The sequence below is a fragment of the Streptomyces sp. NPDC037290 genome, from assembly GCF_055603245.1.
In genome coordinates this window covers 594,988-611,398 of sequence record NZ_JBVJVZ010000004.1, presented here as the reverse complement: position 1 = coordinate 611,398, position 16,411 = coordinate 594,988, and the positions used below count along the sequence as shown (strand labels likewise).

General features: G+C 72.4%; 17 protein-coding genes and 1 pseudogene. 3 read left to right on the top strand and 15 right to left on the bottom strand.

Features of this window, described 5'->3' with window-relative positions; translation table 11 throughout:
- Nucleotides 1-5 precede the first annotated feature (5 nt).
- The 13 genes from ACZ7HQ_RS17730 to ACZ7HQ_RS17670 form a co-directional block, all read right to left on the bottom strand.
- Nucleotides 6-1,394: a glycosyltransferase 87 family protein gene (locus ACZ7HQ_RS17730; protein ID WP_470990394.1), complete on the bottom strand. Its 1,389-nt coding sequence runs from the start codon at nucleotides 1,392-1,394 to the stop codon at nucleotides 6-8.
- Nucleotides 1,391-2,785 (bottom strand): polyprenol phosphomannose-dependent alpha 1,6 mannosyltransferase MptB, encoded by a 1,395-nt coding sequence (mptB, locus tag ACZ7HQ_RS17725; protein ID WP_470990392.1) that lies wholly within the window; start codon nucleotides 2,783-2,785, stop codon nucleotides 1,391-1,393. Before mptB ends, ACZ7HQ_RS17730 begins: the two co-directional genes overlap by 4 nt.
- Nucleotides 2,786-2,926: 141 nt before the next feature.
- Complete coding sequence (locus tag ACZ7HQ_RS17720; protein ID WP_470990390.1) at nucleotides 2,927-3,865, bottom strand: glutaminase; 939 nt, start codon at nucleotides 3,863-3,865, stop codon at nucleotides 2,927-2,929.
- Nucleotides 3,866-3,915: 50 nt separating this feature from the next.
- On the bottom strand, nucleotides 3,916-5,328 hold the full coding sequence (gene aspA, locus ACZ7HQ_RS17715) for an aspartate ammonia-lyase (protein WP_470990388.1): 1,413 nt from the start codon (nucleotides 5,326-5,328) through the stop codon (nucleotides 3,916-3,918).
- Nucleotides 5,329-5,457: 129 nt separating this feature from the next.
- Nucleotides 5,458-6,474, bottom strand: a complete 1,017-nt coding sequence (locus tag ACZ7HQ_RS17710) for an asparaginase (RefSeq protein WP_470990387.1) — start codon at nucleotides 6,472-6,474, stop codon at nucleotides 5,458-5,460.
- Nucleotides 6,475-6,515: 41 nt separating this feature from the next.
- A complete protein-coding gene (locus tag ACZ7HQ_RS17705; protein WP_470990385.1) occupies nucleotides 6,516-7,955 on the bottom strand; it encodes an amino acid permease in 1,440 nt (479 codons plus the stop codon).
- Complete coding sequence (locus tag ACZ7HQ_RS17700; RefSeq protein ID WP_470990707.1) at nucleotides 7,952-8,632, bottom strand: FadR/GntR family transcriptional regulator; 681 nt, start codon at nucleotides 8,630-8,632, stop codon at nucleotides 7,952-7,954. The genes ACZ7HQ_RS17705 and ACZ7HQ_RS17700 overlap by 4 nt, the downstream gene beginning before the upstream one ends.
- Nucleotides 8,633-8,803: 171 nt before the next feature.
- The gene (locus tag ACZ7HQ_RS17695) at nucleotides 8,804-9,640 is read right to left on the bottom strand and encodes an undecaprenyl-diphosphate phosphatase (RefSeq protein ID WP_470990382.1); all 837 of its coding nucleotides are present in this window, start codon (nucleotides 9,638-9,640) and stop codon (nucleotides 8,804-8,806) included.
- A gap of 75 nt (nucleotides 9,641-9,715) precedes the next feature.
- Nucleotides 9,716-10,090, bottom strand: coding sequence for a fluoride efflux transporter CrcB (crcB, locus tag ACZ7HQ_RS17690; protein ID WP_470990380.1), 375 nt, complete (start codon nucleotides 10,088-10,090; stop codon nucleotides 9,716-9,718).
- Nucleotides 10,087-10,467 (bottom strand): DUF190 domain-containing protein, encoded by a 381-nt coding sequence (locus ACZ7HQ_RS17685; protein WP_470990378.1) that lies wholly within the window; start codon nucleotides 10,465-10,467, stop codon nucleotides 10,087-10,089. Before ACZ7HQ_RS17685 ends, crcB (ACZ7HQ_RS17690) begins: the two co-directional genes overlap by 4 nt.
- Nucleotides 10,464-10,925: a fluoride efflux transporter CrcB gene (gene crcB / locus ACZ7HQ_RS17680; RefSeq protein ID WP_470990376.1), complete on the bottom strand. Its 462-nt coding sequence runs from the start codon at nucleotides 10,923-10,925 to the stop codon at nucleotides 10,464-10,466. The genes ACZ7HQ_RS17685 and crcB (ACZ7HQ_RS17680) overlap by 4 nt, the downstream gene beginning before the upstream one ends.
- A 67-nt stretch (nucleotides 10,926-10,992) precedes the next feature.
- Nucleotides 10,993-11,961, bottom strand: coding sequence for an SMP-30/gluconolactonase/LRE family protein (locus ACZ7HQ_RS17675; RefSeq protein WP_470990374.1), 969 nt, complete (start codon nucleotides 11,959-11,961; stop codon nucleotides 10,993-10,995).
- A gap of 66 nt (nucleotides 11,962-12,027) precedes the next feature.
- Nucleotides 12,028-12,315 carry a helix-turn-helix domain-containing protein gene (locus ACZ7HQ_RS17670; RefSeq protein WP_470990372.1) on the bottom strand — a complete coding sequence of 96 codons (288 nt, stop codon included), beginning with the start codon at nucleotides 12,313-12,315 and terminating at the stop codon, nucleotides 12,028-12,030.
- A 344-nt stretch (nucleotides 12,316-12,659) separates the two neighbouring features.
- Between ACZ7HQ_RS17670 and ACZ7HQ_RS17665 the strand changes: the two are divergent.
- From ACZ7HQ_RS17665 to ACZ7HQ_RS17655, 3 genes and pseudogenes are all read left to right on the top strand, one after another.
- Nucleotides 12,660-13,319, top strand: a pseudogene (locus ACZ7HQ_RS17665) (LacI family DNA-binding transcriptional regulator); the annotation flags it as partial.
- A gap of 192 nt (nucleotides 13,320-13,511) precedes the next feature.
- A complete protein-coding gene (locus ACZ7HQ_RS17660) occupies nucleotides 13,512-13,862 on the top strand; it encodes a VOC family protein (protein ID WP_470990370.1) in 351 nt (116 codons plus the stop codon).
- A 73-nt stretch (nucleotides 13,863-13,935) separates the two neighbouring features.
- The gene (locus tag ACZ7HQ_RS17655) at nucleotides 13,936-14,334 is read left to right on the top strand and encodes a MarR family winged helix-turn-helix transcriptional regulator (protein ID WP_470990368.1); all 399 of its coding nucleotides are present in this window, start codon (nucleotides 13,936-13,938) and stop codon (nucleotides 14,332-14,334) included.
- Here ACZ7HQ_RS17655 and pqqB read toward each other — a convergent pair.
- Both pqqB and ACZ7HQ_RS17645 read right to left on the bottom strand, forming a co-directional pair.
- Entirely contained in the window at nucleotides 14,331-15,227 is an 897-nt protein-coding gene (gene pqqB / locus ACZ7HQ_RS17650; RefSeq protein WP_470990366.1) for a pyrroloquinoline quinone biosynthesis protein PqqB, read from the bottom strand. The two genes, ACZ7HQ_RS17655 and pqqB, sit on opposite strands and share 4 nt — an antisense overlap.
- A gap of 60 nt (nucleotides 15,228-15,287) precedes the next feature.
- A complete protein-coding gene (locus ACZ7HQ_RS17645) occupies nucleotides 15,288-16,400 on the bottom strand; it encodes a hypothetical protein (RefSeq protein WP_470990364.1) in 1,113 nt (370 codons plus the stop codon).
- Between the last annotated feature and the right edge of the window lie 11 nt (nucleotides 16,401-16,411).

Genomic DNA, 16,411 nt, shown 5'->3' with positions numbered 1-16,411 from the left:
AACCCTCAGGAGGGCGGCGGGCTGGCCGTGTACGAGGAGGCACGCCAACTGCTCGACTGGGGCTTCGCGGCGGCCGGGCGGGTGGATCCGGTCGGCTCGCTGGACGCGCTGCGCGCCAAGTCGTCCACGGCGTCCGCGGCCGCACCGGTGGCCGCTGCCACGTCACGGGCGCAGGACGGCGACTCGGACTGGTCGGCCACCGCCGTCGTCGTGGGGCTCTCCGGGCTCGGCGCGGGAGCCGTGGCGCTGGCGTTGCGGGCGAAGGGCAGCCGGGCCGCCCGCGGCTGACCCGTCGGCAGTCCGAGCAGCAGTCCCAGCGTGATCCACGTGTAGGTGTTGCTGCCGAGGAACCCGCCGATGCCGAAGGCGCCGTCGACCCACAGCCAGACCACGCTCGTGCACAGCACCGCGTACAGGGCGCCCGCGATCCGCAGGTGCCCGGCGCGCACCAGTACCGCGAAGGACGGCAGCAGCCACACCAGGTGGTGCACCCAGGTGATGGGGCTGACCAGGCAGGCCGCCGCCCCGGTGAGCGCGAAGGCCGCCGTCCAGTCGCCGGCCGTCACCGCCCTGCGGGTCCGCCACGCCCAGACGCACAGGGTCAGCAGGACCGCCGTCGCCCACAGCGGGCGGCCCGGCTCGCCGAGGCGGGCCAGCACGCCCTGCAGCGACTGGTTGGACACGTAGGCGAGCCGGCCCACCCGGCCGGTGTCCCACAGCGCCTCGGTCCAGTAGACACGGGACGCCCCGGGGTCCGCCCAGGCCGCCAGCGCGGTCGCCGCGGCGGCGACGGCCGTGGCGAGGCCGGCCGCCCGGCGCCGCCCGGCGAGCAGCAGCAGGCCGATGAACAGGGCGGGAGTCAGCTTCACGGCGGCGGCGAGCCCGATCCCGGCGCCCGCCCAGCGCTCCCGGCCGGTGGTCAGCAGCAGGCAGTCCCCGAGGACGAGGGCCAGCAGGACCAGGTTGACCTGGCCGAAGCTGAAGGTGTCCCGCAGCGGCTCGAACAGGGCGAGCAGGCACAGGCAGAGCGACCACCGGTACCAGCCCTGCCGCCGGTCCGGCCCGGCCAGGATCCGCAGGACCACCGCCAGCGCGGCCAGGTTGACCAGCAGGGACGCCAGGATCGCCGAGGTACGGTCGAGCAGGGCCAGCGGCAGCATGGCGACCGCCGCGAACGGCGGATAGGTGAAGCCGTACGAGGTGCCCGGCACCTGGTAGTCGTAGATCCGGCCGCCGTGGTGCGCCCAGGTGTGCACGGTGCCGTAGTAGACGCGCAGGTCGAAGAAGCCGCGCAGCAGCGGCACGGTGGCGGTGAAGACCGTGACGGCCGCGACAAGCGCGAGGACCAGCAGGGCGCGGCCGCGGTCCGTACGGGGTCGCAGTGGCCCGCTCACGCCGTACGTCCCGGCACCGGGGCCTGGGCCGCCTGGTGGGCCTGCCACAGGACGATCACGCCGAGCACTCCGCCGGAGACGGCGAGCACCAGCTGGCCGGGGTCCGCCGGGCCGCCGCTCGGCAGGACGGCGAGGGCGAGGACGCCTGCCAGGGCCGCGACCCGGTGCCGTACCGAGGTGTTGGGGGCGCCGGCGGCGATGAGGAACAGGCCCCACAGCACGTACCAGGGCCGGATCGCCGGGCCGAACACGGCGACCGTCAGCAGGCTGAGCCCGAGGGCGTACACCGGTCTGAGGCGCAGCCGGAGCCATATCAGCCCGACGGCGACGGCGGTGAGCGCGATACCGAGCAGGTGCCAGGCCGGGACGGCCAGCGGGGCCAGGCTGCTGCCGAGGTGTTGCAGCAGGGCGCCGGTGGCGCGTCCGGCCAGGCTGGTCAGGGCCCAGTTCTGCGGTGAGACCGGGGTGTCCAGGGCGCCGATCCAGCCGTAGCCGGTACCGGCGACGGCGGTGGCGGTGACCGTGGTCAGGGCGGAGGCGGCCGCCGTGGTCAGGACGGCCGGCAGCGGGCGGCGGCCGGAGCGGACCTGGAGGGCCAGGACGGCCAGGAGGCCGAGGGCGGCGGGCGCCTTGACCAGCGCGGCGAGGGTGACGAGGACGGCGCCGAGCGCGGGCCAGCGACCGCGCGCGGCGACCAGACCCAGACCCAGCAGCCCGAGCATGATGGCGTCGTTGTGGGCGCCGGCCACCAGGTGCAGCAGGACGAGCGGATTGAGGGCGCCGAGCCACAGCGCGGCGGCCGGGTCGGCACCGCTGTGCCGGGCCAGGCGGGGCAGCGCCGCCGCCATCAGGGCCACGCCCAGCAGGGCGACCAGGCGCATGCCCAGCAGGCCGGCCGGGAGCTGGCCGCGGGTGAGGCCCGACAGGGCGGAGGCCACCGCCAGGAAGGCGGGCCCGTACGGGGCGCCGGTGTGCTGCCACATCGGGGCGACCTCGTCGGCGAGCGGGCCGCCGAGCACAGCGGGCCCGTGGGCGTAGACGTCCATGTGGGCGTCGGCCATGGCGCCCTGCGCGAGGTAGCTGTAGACGTCGCGGCTGAACAGCGGCGGTGCGAGCAGCAGCGGAGCGGCCCACACGGCGAGCACCACCAGCAGGGCGCGCGGGGTGGGTGGCTGGGGGCCGCGCACCAGACGGCCGAGGAGCACCCAGGCCGCGACGAGCAGCACGACACCGAAGTAGACGCCGACCAGGCCCAGCGCGGCCTGCGCCGAGGCCGGTGCCAGGAGGTCCTGGACGGGCAGAGCACCGGCTGTCTCACCGCCCAGCGCGAGGAAGGCGGTACCGGCCAGCCCGAGCAGCCGGCAGCGGCGGAGATCGACGGGGAATGCCATGGCCAACACTGGGGCAGCGTGTCAACGCCGGGTGGCCGGAAGGCGACGACAGTCCTGCCGGGCGGGGGCGGCGATGTAACCGGTGAGTGGGGGCGTGTGGCCGGCTGCGGGTTCGTCGTGGCCTGTCGTCGGCACGTCCCGTCAGAACACCGAGAGCCCGGTGAGGGTCGTGAACCGGTCGAGGGCCGCCACCCCGGCCACCGAGTTGCCGCGTTCGTCCAGCCCCGGGCTCCACACGCACAGCGTGCACCGGCCGGGTACGACCGCGATGATCCCGCCTCCGACCCCGCTCTTGCCGGGCAGCCCCACGCGGTAGGCGAAGTTCCCGGCCGCGTCGTACGTCCCGCAGGTCAGCATCACCGCGTTGACCTGCTTGGCCTGGCTGCGGGTGAGCAGACGGCCGCCGTCGGCGCGGATGCCGTGCCGGGCCAGGAAGCCGGTGGCGAGGGCCAGGTCGGCGCAGGAGGCGGCGATCGAACACTGCCGGAAGTACTGGTCGAGCAGGGTCGGCACGTCGTTGTCGATGTTGCCGTAGGACGCCATGAAATGGGCCAGGGCGGCGTTGCGGTCGCCGTGGGCGCTCTCGGAGACGGCGACCTCCTGGTCGAAGTCCAGGGAGGCGTTGCCGCTCTCGGCGCGCAGAAAGGCCAGCAGCTCCCCGGCCGCGTCTCCGGTACGGGTCTGGAGGCGGTCGGTGACGACGAGGGCGCCCGCGTTGATGAAGGGGTTCCGCGGGATGCCGTTCTCGTACTCCAGCTGGACCAGGGAGTTGAAGGGGTTGCCCGAGGGCTCGCGGCCGACGTGCTCCCACAGTTCGTCGCCCTCGCGGGCGAGGTCCAGGGCGAGCGTGAAGACCTTCGTGATGGACTGCGTCGAGAACGGCTCGCGCCACTCCCCCACCCCGTACACCGTGCCGTCCAGCTCGGCGACGGCCATGCCGAACCGGCGGGGATCGAGCGCGGCGAGGGCCGGTATGTAGTCGGCCGCCCGGCCGCGGCCGGGCGTGCGTTCCATCTCCTCGGCGATGCGCTCCAGGACCGGCAGGAAGGTGAGGGACGACGTCGTTGTCATGATCACCATTGTGCCTCCCACTCGCTCCCGGAGCGCAATCGGCCTCGCGTCGCCGCAGGTCAGGCGGCCGGTGCCCCGCTGCCGGCGACGATCTCGGGGCGCAGCAGCTCGGCGAGCCGCTCGGCCGGCAACAGGCCCTTCTCCAGCACCAGCTCCGCCACTCCGCGGCCCGTGACGAGGGCCTCCTTGGCGATGTCGGTCGCGGCGGTGTACCCGATGTGCGGGTTGAGCGCGGTGACCAGGCCGATGGAGTTCTCGACGGTGGCGCGCAGCCGCTCGGTGTTGGCGGAGATGCCGTTGACGCACCGCTCGGCCAGTGTCAGACAGGCGCTGCGCAGGTGGGTGATCGACTCCGACAGCGAGTGCAGGATGATCGGTTCGAAGGCGTTGAGCTGGAGCTGTCCGGCCTCGGCGGCCATGGTGATGGCGACGTCGTTGCCGATCACCTCGAAGGCGACCTGGTTGACCACTTCGGGGATCACCGGGTTGACCTTGCCGGGCATGATGGACGAACCGGCCTGCACCGGCGGCAAGTTGATCTCACCGAGGCCCGCGCGCGGACCGGAGGACAGCAGCCGCAGGTCGTTGCAGCTCTTGGAGAGCTTGACCGCGATCCGCTTGAGCACGCCGGACATCTGCACGAAGGCACCGCAGTCCTGGGTGGCCTCGACCAGGTTGGCGGCGGTGACCAGCGGCAGCCCGGTGATGGCGGACAGGTGCCGGCGGGCGGCCTCGGCGTAGCCGGCAGGGGCGTTGAGGCCGGTGCCGATCGCGGTGGCGCCCAGGTTGATCTCCTGGATCAGCTCGACGGCCTCGGCGAGACGGCTGCGGTCCTCCTCGATCATGACGGCGAAGGCGGAGAACTCCTGGCCGAGCGTCATCGGCACCGCGTCCTGCAACTGCGTACGGCCCATCTTGAGCACGTCACGGAACTCGACGGCCTTGCGGGCGAACGAGTCCTGCAGGACGGCCATGGCCTTGAGCAGTCCACGGACCGCGAACACCGTCGCCACCTTGACGGCGGTCGGGTAGACGTCGTTGGTCGACTGGCCGAGGTTGACGTGCTCGTTGGGGTGCAGGTGCGTGTACTCGCCCCTGGCGTGGCCGAGCAGTTCCAGCGCGCGGTTCGCCACGACCTCGTTGGCGTTCATGTTCGTGGACGTGCCGGCGCCGCCCTGGATGACGTCGACGACGAACTGGTCGTGCAGCTTGCCGTCGCGGATCTCGCGGCAGGCCGCCACGATGGCGGCGGCCTTCTCCGGCTCCAGCAGGCCGAGTTCCTCGTTGGCGAGGGCGGCGGCCTCCTTGACGGCGGCCAGGGCGTCGATCAGGTGCGGGTAGGCGGAGATCGGGGTGCCGGTGATGGGGAAGTTCTCCGTCGCACGCAGGGTGTGGACACCCCAGTACGCGTCGGCGGGTACGTCACGGTCGCCGAGCAGGTCGTGTTCGCTGCGGGTGGTGGCGGCGGTCATGAGGAAACGGTCCTCTTTCTGAGGTACGGAGGTGAAGGCGCCCCGAAGGGGACGCGGGGAACTGCGCGGCCAGCCGCAAACGGCCGGCGGGCCGCCGACGACCCGCAGTCCCCATTCCAGTTCGGCGAACTACGCGCACGCAGTGAACGGAACCGGATCGAGCGCACGCACCGCACGCACACAACCCACCGGCTCCCCACCGCCCAGCAACGGCTCCCCCGCGAACTCGGTCAGCAGCGCGGGATCCACGCCCGCGCGGGCGAGCGCGGCCGCGGCCACCGGAACGCGCGCCCGGTTCGCCCCGTCGGCGATCTTCACGGCGACGGCCCGGCCATCGGGCAGCGCGGCGACCTGCACGCCCTCGAACCCGTCCTTGGCGAGCAACCCCGGCACGGCCCGCATCAGCGCGGCGACGTCGCGTCCCGTACCGGAAGCCATCTCGGCGTGCGTGCGCATCGCGTCGGCGACCCGCGCCTCGGGCGTGCCGGGGGCGGCCGAGGTGATGCGGGACAGGGCGCGGGCAAGCCCGTGCAGGGAGATGGAGAACAGCGGCGCTCCGCAGCCGTCCACGGTGACCCGGGCGACCCGCTGGCCGGTCAGGTCCTCGACGATCTCCTCGATCGCCTGCTGCAGCGGGTGCCGCGGGTCCAGGTAGTCGTGCAGGGACCACCGGTTGAGCTTGGCGGTCCACAGCATGGCCGCGTGCTTGCCGGAGCAGTTCTGGGCGAGCCGGGAGGGCGTACGGCCCGCACGCACCCAGGCGTCCCGGACGACCGGGTCGAACGGCATGTCGGGGACGTTGCGCAGGTCGTCCTCGGTGAGCCCGGCGAGTTCGAGGATGCGCCGGGTGCCGGCGAGGTGGCGTTCCTCGCCGGAGTGGCTCGCGGCGGCCAGCGACAGGAGTGCCCCGTCGAGCGGCAGCCCGGCCCGCAGCATGGCCACGGCCTGGAGGGGTTTGACGGCCGAGCGCGGGTAGAACGCGGCCTCGATGTCGCCGAGTTGGAACTCCACCCGGCCGTCGGCGCCGAGGACGACGACGGAGCCGTGGTGGATGCCCTCGACGACCCCGCCGCGGACGAGGTGGGCGACGGGGGCGTGGAGGGGTTCGCGTATGACGGGTGCGTCGGCGGGGGAACTGCTGTACATCACTGCCTGTATCGGGGGGTCGGGGCGGTCCGGACCGCGGGTCACGCGTCGGCGCCGGTGGACTGGCGCGCTGTGCGGCCGCGGATGCCGTACCAGCCCGCGACCAGCGCTGCGACGATCAGCGGCAGACAGAGCACGGTGGTGCGTCCGGCGCCGCCGTCGGCGTACATGAGGACCAGGACGGAGGCGAGGAACGCCAGCGTCACGAGTTCGGTCCAGGGAGAGCCCGGCAGCCGGTAGGCCGGCCGGGTCAGCTCGCTCCGCTGGGTCTTCCGCCAGAAGAGCAGGTGACAGAGCATGATCATGCCCCAGGTCGCGAGGATGCCGATCGCCGCGAAGTTGAGGACGATCTCGAACGCGTCCGCGGGGACGACGTAGTTGAGAGCCACACCGAGGACACAGATACCGCTGGTGAGCAGGATCCCGCCGTACGGGACCTGGCTGCGGCTCATCCGCGCGGTGAACTTCGGGGCCGAGCCGCTCATGGCCATGGAGCGCAGGATGCGGCCGGTGGAGTACAGGCCGGAGTTCAGCGAGGACATGGCGGCGGTGAGCACGACCAGGTTCATCACGCCGCCGGCCGCCGGGATGCCGATGTGCGACAGGACGGTCACGAAGGGGCTCTCGCCGGCGCTGTAGGCGTTCCAGGGCAGCAGCATCGAGAGCAGGACGACGGAGCCGACGTAGAACAGACCCACCCGCCACATGATCGAGTTGATCGCCTTCGGCATGATCTTCTCGGGGTTCTCGGTCTCACCGGCGGCGACGCCGACCAGCTCGACGGAGGCGTAGGCGAAGACGACTCCCTGGATGATCAGCAGCATGGGCAGCAGGCCGTTCGGGAAGACGCCGCCGTTGTCGGTGATCAGGGACGGGCCGGGGTGGTGGCCGGCGACCGGGTGCTGGGTGACCAGCAGGAAGATGCCGATGCACATGAAGACCACGAGCGCGCCGACCTTGACGATCGCGAACCAGAACTCCAGTTCGCCGAAGATCTTCACCGAGATCAGGTTCACGGTCAGGACGACGGCCAGGGCTATGAGCGCGATCACCCACTGCGGGATGTCGGAGAACATGCCCCAGTAGTGGGTGTAGGTGGCGACCGCGGTGATGTCGGCGATGCCGGTGGTGGCCCAGTTCAGGAAGTACATCCAGCCCGCGGTGTAGGCGCCCTTCTCGCCGAGGAACTCACGCGCGTACGACACGAAGGCGCCGGAGGACGGGCGGTACAGGACGAGTTCGCCGAGAGCCCGGACGACCAGGAAGGCGAAGACGCCGCAGACGGCGTAGGCGATGAAGAGGGAGGGCCCGGCGTCGGCGAGCCGGCCGCCCGCGCCGAGGAAGAGGCCGGTGCCGATGGCACCGCCGATGGCGATCATGTTGACGTGCCGGTGCTTCAGGCCTTTGCTGTAGCCGGCGTCTCCGGCGTCGACATGGCCGGACGAGGGGCGCGTCTCGTCTTTGAGGTGCTGCTCGCTCACGCCTCGGGTCCGCCTTCCGTGGGTGGGTCGTCCGTCCGCTGGGGACGCACGATGTCGGTGAGGGTCGTCTCGACGCGGTCCAGGTGATGGCTCATGGCCTGAACCGCGTCGTGTTCGGAACCGTCGATCAGCGCCTCGACGATCGCCCGGTGCTCGCGGTTGGACTGCTCGCGGCGCCCGCCCAGTTCGTTGAGGAAGGCCGACTGACGCGCCAGTGCGTCACGGATCTCCTCGATGACCCGGCGGAAGACCGGGTTCTGGGCGGCCTCGGCCACGGCGAGGTGGAAGAGGGTGTCCATCGCGACCCAGGCGGTGGTGTCCGTCTCCCGCTCCATGCGGTCGAGCAGGTGGGCCAGGTGGTCCAGGTTCTCCGGGGTGCGGCGGGCTGCCGCGTACCCGGCGACCGGGATCTCGATGTGCCGGCGCACTTCCAGCAGGTCGCTGGCCGCGTAGTCGCCGAAGGTGGGGTCCTCCACGGCGTTCGCGACGACGAAGGTGCCCTTGCCGGTCCGGGAGACCGTCAGGCCCATCGTCTGCAGCGCGCGCAGCGCCTCGCGGAGCACCGGCCGTGACACCTCGAGGGTGCGGCACAGCTCGGCCTCGGAGGGGAGCTTGTCGCCCATGGCGTACTCGCCGCGCTCGATGGCGCCGCGGAGGTGGGCGAGCACCGCTTCCATGGCGCTGACGCGCCGCGGTACCGGACCACCTGTCTGGCTGTCTGACAGGTTCACGGAGCGATCCTGCGGGTTGCGCGCCAGGGCTGTCAAGGCGTCCCGTAAGGAAACATTTACGGGGCGCGGCGCCTGAATGCAGGCATCCGCACCCCGTGGGTGATCAGGAGAGCTCGGTCAGGCGCTGAGGACACCCGTGGCGAGGAGGCCGATCAGGCCCACGCCGATGACGATGCGGTAGATCACGAAGGCGTTGAAGGAGTGCTTGGCGACGAACTTCAGCAGCCAGGCGATGGAGGCGTAGGCGACCACGAAGGAGATGACGGTGCCGACGGCCAGCGGAGCGGCGCCCACGCCCGCGCCCAGGGCGTCCTTCAGCTCGTAGATGCCGGCGCCGGTGAGGGCCGGGATGCCGAGGAAGAACGACAGGCGGGTGGCGGCGACACGGTCGAGGTCCCGGATGAGCGCGGTGGACATGGTGGCGCCGGAGCGGGAGAAGCCGGGGAAGAGCAGGGCGAGGATCTGGGAGCAGCCGACCCACATCGCGTCCTTGAAGGAGGTGTCATCCTCCCCGCGCTTGTGCCGGCCCATCTGGTCGGCCGCCCACATCACACCGGAGCCGACGATCAGCGAGCCGGCGACCACCCACAGGGAACCGAGCGGGCCGTCGATCAGCGGCTTGGCGGCAAGGCCGACGACGACGATCGGGATGGTGGCGGCGATCACCCACCAGGCGAACTTGTAGTCGTGGTGGTAGCGCTCCTCGCGGTTGGTCAGACCGCGGAACCAGGCGGAGACGATCCGCTTGATGTCCTTGAAGAAGTACACGAGCACGGCGGCGATGGCGCCGACCTGGATGACGGCCGAGAACCCGACGACGGACTTGTCGTCGACGGGAATGCTCATGAGCCCCTCGGCGATCTTCAGGTGACCCGTGGAGGACACCGGGAGGAACTCGGTCACCCCCTCGACTACTCCGAGGACGACGGCCTGACCGACGGAGATGGCGCTCATGGGATCCAGTTCTGAGGAGAGTTGGTCGACAGTGTTGTAGACAGTACTTGCTGCGCCCCGCCGTATGGCAAGCGCCTAGGCCCACAGGGCGCCGGCGAGCGAGACGCCGGCGAAGGCCGCGGTGAGCCCCGCCATCACGCTCGCGACGACGTTGACCGCAGCGTAGAGGCCGGAGCCGGCCTCGGTCAGCCGCAGGGTCTCGTAGGAGAAGGTCGAGTACGTCGTCAGCGCGCCGCACAGCCCCGTACCGATGAGGAGCTGCAGGTGTGGTCCGGCGGCCCCGGCGGAAACGGCGCCGGTGAGCAGTCCGAGGACCAGTGAGCCGGTGACGTTCACCACGAAGGTGCCCCAGGGGAAGACGGAGTCGTGGCGGGCCTGCACGGCACGGTCGGTGAGATAGCGCAACGGAGCCCCGACCACGGCCCCCGCGATGACGAGCAGCCAGTTCACAACGACTTCTTACCCTTCGGATCCGTGTCCCGCGGGCCGCCGGAGCGCCCCACGTACCTCACGACCTCGCACTCCTCCAGGGTCACGAGCCCCTCGCCGACGAGTTCGTCGAGTTGCGGCAGGAAGGCCCGTACACGCTCCTCGCTGTCCACGACGACGACCGCCACGGGCAGGTCCTCGCTCAGCGACAGCAGCCGGGAGGTGTGGATGCGGGAGGAGGCGCCGAAGCCCTCGATGCCCCGGAAGACGCTCGCCCCGGCGAGCCCGGCCGCGTGCGCGCGGTGCACGATCTCCGTGTAGAGGGGCTTGTGGTGCCAGGTGTCGTCCTCGCCGATGTAGACGGTCAGCCTGAGGGCGCGGCCGGTGAGTGATGTCATCGCTGCCTCCTGATCAGCACCCGGCGGGCGGCCGCCGAGGCGAGCCACACCGCGGGGAGGGCCGCGCACAGCGTCGCGGCGAGATAGGCGACCGCGAGTCCCGGGCGGCCGGCGTCGGCCAGCCTGCGGATGTCGACCGCGTAGGTGGAGAAGGTCGTGAAGCCGCCGAGCACGCCGGTGCCGAAGAAGGGGCGGACGAGGCGGTGGGCGGCCCATACGTCGGTGATGAGCACCATGAAGACACCGATCACCGCACACCCGGTGACGTTGGTCCAGAAGGTCGCCCAGGGGAATCCGCCGGGCGGTGTGGGCCAGGCGAGGGTGAGGCCGTAGCGGGCGCACGCGCCGAGGGCGCCCCCGACGGCGACGACCGCGACGACGGGTATCTGGGTACGCCACTCGGACCGCCGCCGTGGCGTGGGGCGGACACGGAGGCTCTCGGCTTCCGGGGCTGTCATGCGGTTACGTCTCCTGTTCGGCCTGCCCCGACGGGTGATCACGGCCGGGCACCAGCGTACCGCCGTGTCAGGGGGCGGCAGGCCGTGCGCAGACCGCGACGCCGGGTTCCCGGAGGCTGCCGAGCACGAGGTGGTCGCCGGCCGCGCAGACACTGGTGACCATGCGGAAGCCGGAGTGGCGGCGGGTGAGGTGGTGGACGGTCCGTCCGGCGTCGTCGAGGGCCATCACCCCGATCGTTCCGCTGGGGCGGTAGGGCGCGTGGACGGCGGCACGGGCGGCGGCGCCGCGCACGGCGGGCGGGGTGCGGTGCAGCAGGTCCAGCGGCGCGACCCGGGGGCCGGCGAGCGCGACCCAGAGCGGGCCGTCGGGGCCCTCGCGCCAGAGGTTGTCCGGCATCCCGGGCAGCGCGGCGAAGAGATCGCTGTGGCCGGCACGCGTACCGGTGAGGTGGTAGCGGGTGAGCCGGCAGGCACCGGTCTCGGCGAGCACCAGGAAGGAGCCGTCGCCGCCGGCCGCCAGACCGTTGGCGAACTGCAGCCCCTCCAGCAGGACTTCCGGCTCAGCGCTCCCGGGTGCGAGACGCAGCAGCCGTCCGGTGCCGGTGTGTTCGACGATGTCGCCGATCCACTGCTCCAGCGGGTAGCGGCGACTGGAGACGGTGAAGTACACGGTGCCGTCCGGCAGGGCGACCACGTTGCTGCAGAAGCGGAGCCGCTCCCCCGCCACCGAGTCCGCGAGGAGGCGGACGGTGCCGGCGGCGCCTTCGCCGGGGTCGACGCGCAGCAGGCCGCGTTCCGCGTCGCAGACCAACACGCCGCCGTCCGGGAGCGGTTCGAGCCCGAGCGGACGGCCGCCGGTCTCGGCCAGCACCTCCACGCGGGCCGTGCGCGGGTCCCCGAGGTGGTGGACGCGCAGGATCCGGCCGTCCTCCATCCCGGTCAGCACGCGTCCGTGCCCGTCGGCCACCACGTCCTCGGGGCCGCGGGCGCCCAGGGAGACGTAGTGGAGCGGGACGAGTGCCGTGGATCGGTTCATGCGCGGTGCCCTTTCGCCGTCGGTCGCCGCCTTCTGCCCGGCCACTGTGTCCTGCCCGGGCTCCTCTCACCACCCCTTCTCGAAGAACCGGGCCACCTCGGCGATGCGGATCTCGTCACGCCGGTAGTAGGTGCGGCAGCAGACGCGCCGGGTGCGCAGGAGGCCGAGGCGGGTGAGGAAGTCCAGGTGGGCGCGGGCGGTCCGGCGGGGCACGCCCAGTTTGGCGGCCACCGCGCGGGCGGTGACGCCCCGCTCGCCGAGGCCGCCGCGATGGTACGCCGGGAAGTGGGCCGCCGGGCCCTTGAGCCACTCCAGGATGGTCTGCCGCATCCGGCCCGAGGGAGTTCCCATCATCCGTCCGCCTCCGTCCCCGGCCTCCTCGTACGCAGTCTTCCCACTGTCGCCCGGGCGACTCCGGCACGTCCGGGCATCGTCGGTCGTTGTCCGGTACCGAACGGCCGTGCGGCCGCGAAGCGCCGGGCGGGCCCGGAAAACAGGGCGGGGCCCGGCCGCCCCTTAAGGCCGGGCCCCGCGGGGGTGGTTCGGCGATGGCTGAACCACGTCATGGAGGACAGCGCCTTGTCGTCGTAGCCGAACAGGGCCCGGTTCTCCCAGCCGTTGCCTGAGCCGGCGCCGGAGGGGTCCCAGCCGTTGCCGGTGACGGCGGTCCAGGTGGCCTCCCAGGCGGGGCGGGCGAGTGGCAGGGTCCCAACTTCGACGTGCTGCTGCGCGGTTGCACCCAGGCGCCGGCCGCGCACCACATCCCGCTGCTGCTGATGCCGGCGGGGACGGAGGACGAATGACGCCGGATAACGCGGTACATCACCGCCGGGCACGCCGACGGGGTGCTGCCGGCCTCCGGCCACTTCGGCGGTCCGGTCGCGGAGGAGCTGCGGGAGGCGGGCGTACCGCTCGTCGCCTGCGGCAAGCCGGTCGGGCTCGGCTCGAAGGTGAGTTACGTGGCCGCCGACGACCGGGACGTCGCCCGGGGCATGGTCCGGCACTTGCTGTCGCTGGCCGGCGCCGGATCGGCGTGGTCACCGGTCCGCTGGACACCCCGGTGGTGTGGAGCGGCTCGCCGGGTACAAGGAGGTGCTGGCCGAGGCGGGGATCGGGGTGGACGAGAGCCTGATCCTCCCCGGGGACTACAGCCGGGCCAGCGGTGAGGCGGGCGCGGCGCGGCTGCTGGCGCGGGCACCGGACGTCGACGCGGTGTCGCCTCCGGCCCGATGGCGCAGGGCGTGCCGGCGGCGCTGCACCGGGCCGGGAAGCGGGTGCCGGACGACATCGCTGTCGGCGGTCTCGACGATTCACCGGCGGCCACGGCGGCCACTTGGGAACTGACCACCATCCGGCAGCGGTGATCCTGCCCACGGAGGTGGTGCGGCGCGCTTCCGCGTGAGCCGGGCGGGTACCGCACCACGACGAGGAGCGGTGGGGATCCCGCAAGCGGTCAGGATCGAAGAAGCCGTGGCGGGCTCCCCGGCCCTAGCGTGAGGTGCACCGGCGGAAAGCCCCCGCCGGGCCACGCACCTCAGAGGGAGAGCCCCATGACCGCCGGCCTGCAGACGATCATCTACCCCGTCAAGGACAAGGACCGCGCCAAGGCCCTGTTCACCGTACTGCTGGGGGTGGAGCCCTATGTCAACGAGCCGTACTACGTGGGTTTCAAGGCCGAGGGCCAGGACGTCGGCCTCGACCCGAACGGGCACGCTCAGGGCCTGACCGGACCCGTGCCGTTCTGGCACGTCACCGATCTGCGGGAGCGGCTCGCGGGCCTGCTGGAGGCGGGCGCCGAGGTGGTCCAGGACGTGCGGGACGTCGGCAACGGCCGGCTGATCGCCTCGGTGAAGGACCCCGACGGCAACCTGGTCGGCCTCCTCCAGGACCCGGCCGCCTGAGCCCCGTTCCTCGCCGCACATCCGAACTAGTTGCACACTCAATAATTGGCTGGATCGGTGCTACGGTGCGGACATGGCAGTCAAGACGGCCGACGCCCGGCTCGAGGAACGGTGGCGGGACATCCTCGCCGTGCACGCGCGCACCATGTGCGAGATCGACCGGGTGCTGCATCCGCACGGGCTGGGCGCCAGCGACTTCGAGGTGCTGGACATCCTGGCCTCCGAGTCGCCCGCGGAGGGCGACCAGTGCCGGGTGCAGAACCTGGTGGGCCGGGTCCACCTCAGCCAGAGCGCGCTGTCCCGGCTGATCGGCCGGCTGGAGAAGGACGGACTGGTGGAGCGCTCGGTGTGCGCGGAGGACCGGCGCGGGGTGTGGGTGGCGCTCACGTCCAAGGGCCGCGCGCTGCACACCGAGGTGCTGCCGCTGCAGCGCGCCGTGCTGGGGCGCATGCTGAGCGAGCAGGAGCGTTAGAGCACCAGCTCGGCCCCGTCGGGCAGGACCTCCAGGCCCGCCCCGGCGACACGCGCGTGTGCGGGTGAGGCCGGGTCGAGCAGCGGGTTCGTGTTGTTGAGGTGGGTGTAGATCCGGCGTGCGCCGGGATGACGGGCCAGGGCCGCGAGCGAGCCGTCCGGGCCCGTGACCGGCAGGTGGCCCATGGCGGCCTGCCCCGCAGGGGACCGCACCGCCGTGCCCATCTCGTCGGCGGCGAAGAAGGTGCCGTCCAGCAGGACGCAGTCGGCCTGCGCGCACAGTTCCTCCAGCGCCGGGCTCCAGGCCGCCACACACGGCGCGTACACGAGCACTCCCCCGCTGGCCAGGTCCTCGACGCGGTACGCCGTGACCCAGGGGCCGGCCGACCGGGGCGCCTGCACCGGTACGTACTTCGGGATCTTCACACCCACCGGATGGGCCGTGACCACCAGCCCGCCGGCCAGCACGAATCCTCCGTCGGCCACGCTGTCCACCCATTCCCAGGGGCCGTAGCGGTCCAGGGCGGCGCGGGCCGGGGCCAGGACGGCGCGGACCGGCGGAGCGGCGTAGACCTTGAGGCCTGCCGCTCCGCGCAGCACGCCGAGGCCGGTGACATGGTCGGCCTCGGCGTCGGTGAGCAGGACACCGCGCAGCGGGGTGTCCCGCGGACCGGGCCCGGGCCACAGCGCGGGCGTGGCGGTGAGCTGGGTGCGCAGATCGGGTGAGGCGTTCAGCAGCCACCAGTCGCGGCCGTTGCCGGTGACGGCCGCGCACTCCTGAGTACGGGAGGGCAGCTTGCCGTCACGGGCTGCCACGCACAGCGAGCAGGCGCAGTTCCACTGCGGGAAGCCGCCCCCGGCGGCGGTGCCCAGCAGGACGACCTTCACGACCATCGGCTCCTTCGCGCGCGTCCGTATCCGTCTCCGCTGGATCTTCCCGCCTCGGGCCGGGGGCTATCCGGTGGCAGGGGGCACTTCCGGCCGTCCTTGGCCGGGCCGGCGGTCCGCCGGGCGCTCGGGCGGGATCGGGCCGCCGGGGAAGTCGCGGGGACCGGTCCACAGCCCCGGTACGGCGTCGCAGCGGCGGCACAGCTCGTAGGCGATCGCCTCGTAGTTGACCCGCCAGCCCTGGAAGTGCGGCCAGGCGTCCTTCGGCGGGCGCTCGGCATGGAACCCGGCCGACTCCAGCATGGCCACGGCCGCGTCGAACTCGGCGAAGGTGAGCCGGATGGGGGCGTCCGGTGAGGGGTCGGCGTCGAAGGGGATGCGCAGCGCGCGGGCGATGTCGCGCAGGGCGGTGAAGCCCGCCCGCAGCACCAGCCGGGCCTCCGGCGGGGCGAGGCGCGGGTCCAGGGACAGCTGCATCGCCGCCGCGTCCATCACGGCGACGAGTCCGACCAGCCAGCTGCGGTGCGGGCGCGGCGAACGGAACGTCAGCAGGACGGGATAGGTGGAGTGACTCTCGCCCATGTCCGAGGCGAGGCGTTCCCAGGCGTGGTACAGCGCCGGCAGCGCGGTCTCGGTGTCGACCAGCCACTGCCGGGCGAGGATCTCCGGGCCCCAGGCGGGCTCGCCGGCCCGCGCCTGGAGCAGCGTGACCTCGAGTTCGCGGCGGTTGTAGGCGGCGTACAGGGTGGGCAGATAGGCGATCTGCAGGGCGATCAGGACCGGTCCGGTGGCCGCGGCGAGGAAGTCGAGCACCGACAGTCTCAGCCGGGCTCCGCTGGCGAAACCGAGCGTGAACAGGCTGGACCCCGCCTCCCGGAACGCAGTGGTCCAGGACAGCGGGGACAGCGAGTACAGCATGAGGCCGAAGCCCAGCAGCGCACCGGCCAGCCAGCTGGCGAGCATGCCGATGAGCATGAGCGGGGCGAGCCAGGTCTGGGCGCGGTCGATCGCGTAGTAGCCGCCGCGGACGGCCGTGAGGCGCAGGATTCTGCGCAGGGTCCACCACAGGCGGAACACCAGCACGGAGTAGAGGCCCCTCGGTACCACGAGTGTGCGCAGGATGCTGCTCATGACCAGCACCAGGACCAGTGCCCCGGCCACGCCGGCTACGTATTCCATGGGCCCATTTT

Bases quoted from the DNA above. Each gene is read 5' to 3' on its own strand.
- crcB (WP_470990376.1), bottom strand. From the start codon at position 10,925: ATGACAGCCCCGGAAGCCGAGAGCCTCCGTGTCCGCCCCACGCCACGG.
- ACZ7HQ_RS17660 (WP_470990370.1), top strand. From the start codon at position 13,512: ATGACCGCCGGCCTGCAGACGATCATCTACCCCGTCAAGGACAAGGAC.
- pqqB (WP_470990366.1), bottom strand. From the start codon at position 15,227: ATGGTCGTGAAGGTCGTCCTGCTGGGCACCGCCGCCGGGGGCGGCTTC.
- ACZ7HQ_RS17720 (WP_470990390.1), bottom strand. From the start codon at position 3,865: ATGGTGATCATGACAACGACGTCGTCCCTCACCTTCCTGCCGGTCCTG.
- ACZ7HQ_RS17710 (WP_470990387.1), bottom strand. From the start codon at position 6,474: ATGTACAGCAGTTCCCCCGCCGACGCACCCGTCATACGCGAACCCCTC.
- ACZ7HQ_RS17695 (WP_470990382.1), bottom strand. From the start codon at position 9,640: ATGAGCGCCATCTCCGTCGGTCAGGCCGTCGTCCTCGGAGTAGTCGAG.
- ACZ7HQ_RS17675 (WP_470990374.1), bottom strand. From the start codon at position 11,961: ATGAACCGATCCACGGCACTCGTCCCGCTCCACTACGTCTCCCTGGGC.
- ACZ7HQ_RS17655 (WP_470990368.1), top strand. From the start codon at position 13,936: ATGGCAGTCAAGACGGCCGACGCCCGGCTCGAGGAACGGTGGCGGGAC.
- ACZ7HQ_RS17685 (WP_470990378.1), bottom strand. From the start codon at position 10,467: ATGACATCACTCACCGGCCGCGCCCTCAGGCTGACCGTCTACATCGGC.
- ACZ7HQ_RS17670 (WP_470990372.1), bottom strand. From the start codon at position 12,315: ATGATGGGAACTCCCTCGGGCCGGATGCGGCAGACCATCCTGGAGTGG.
- mptB (WP_470990392.1), bottom strand. From the start codon at position 2,785: ATGGCATTCCCCGTCGATCTCCGCCGCTGCCGGCTGCTCGGGCTGGCC.
- aspA (WP_470990388.1), bottom strand. From the start codon at position 5,328: ATGACCGCCGCCACCACCCGCAGCGAACACGACCTGCTCGGCGACCGT.
- ACZ7HQ_RS17700 (WP_470990707.1), bottom strand. From the start codon at position 8,632: ATGGAAGCGGTGCTCGCCCACCTCCGCGGCGCCATCGAGCGCGGCGAG.
- ACZ7HQ_RS17645 (WP_470990364.1), bottom strand. From the start codon at position 16,400: ATGGAATACGTAGCCGGCGTGGCCGGGGCACTGGTCCTGGTGCTGGTC.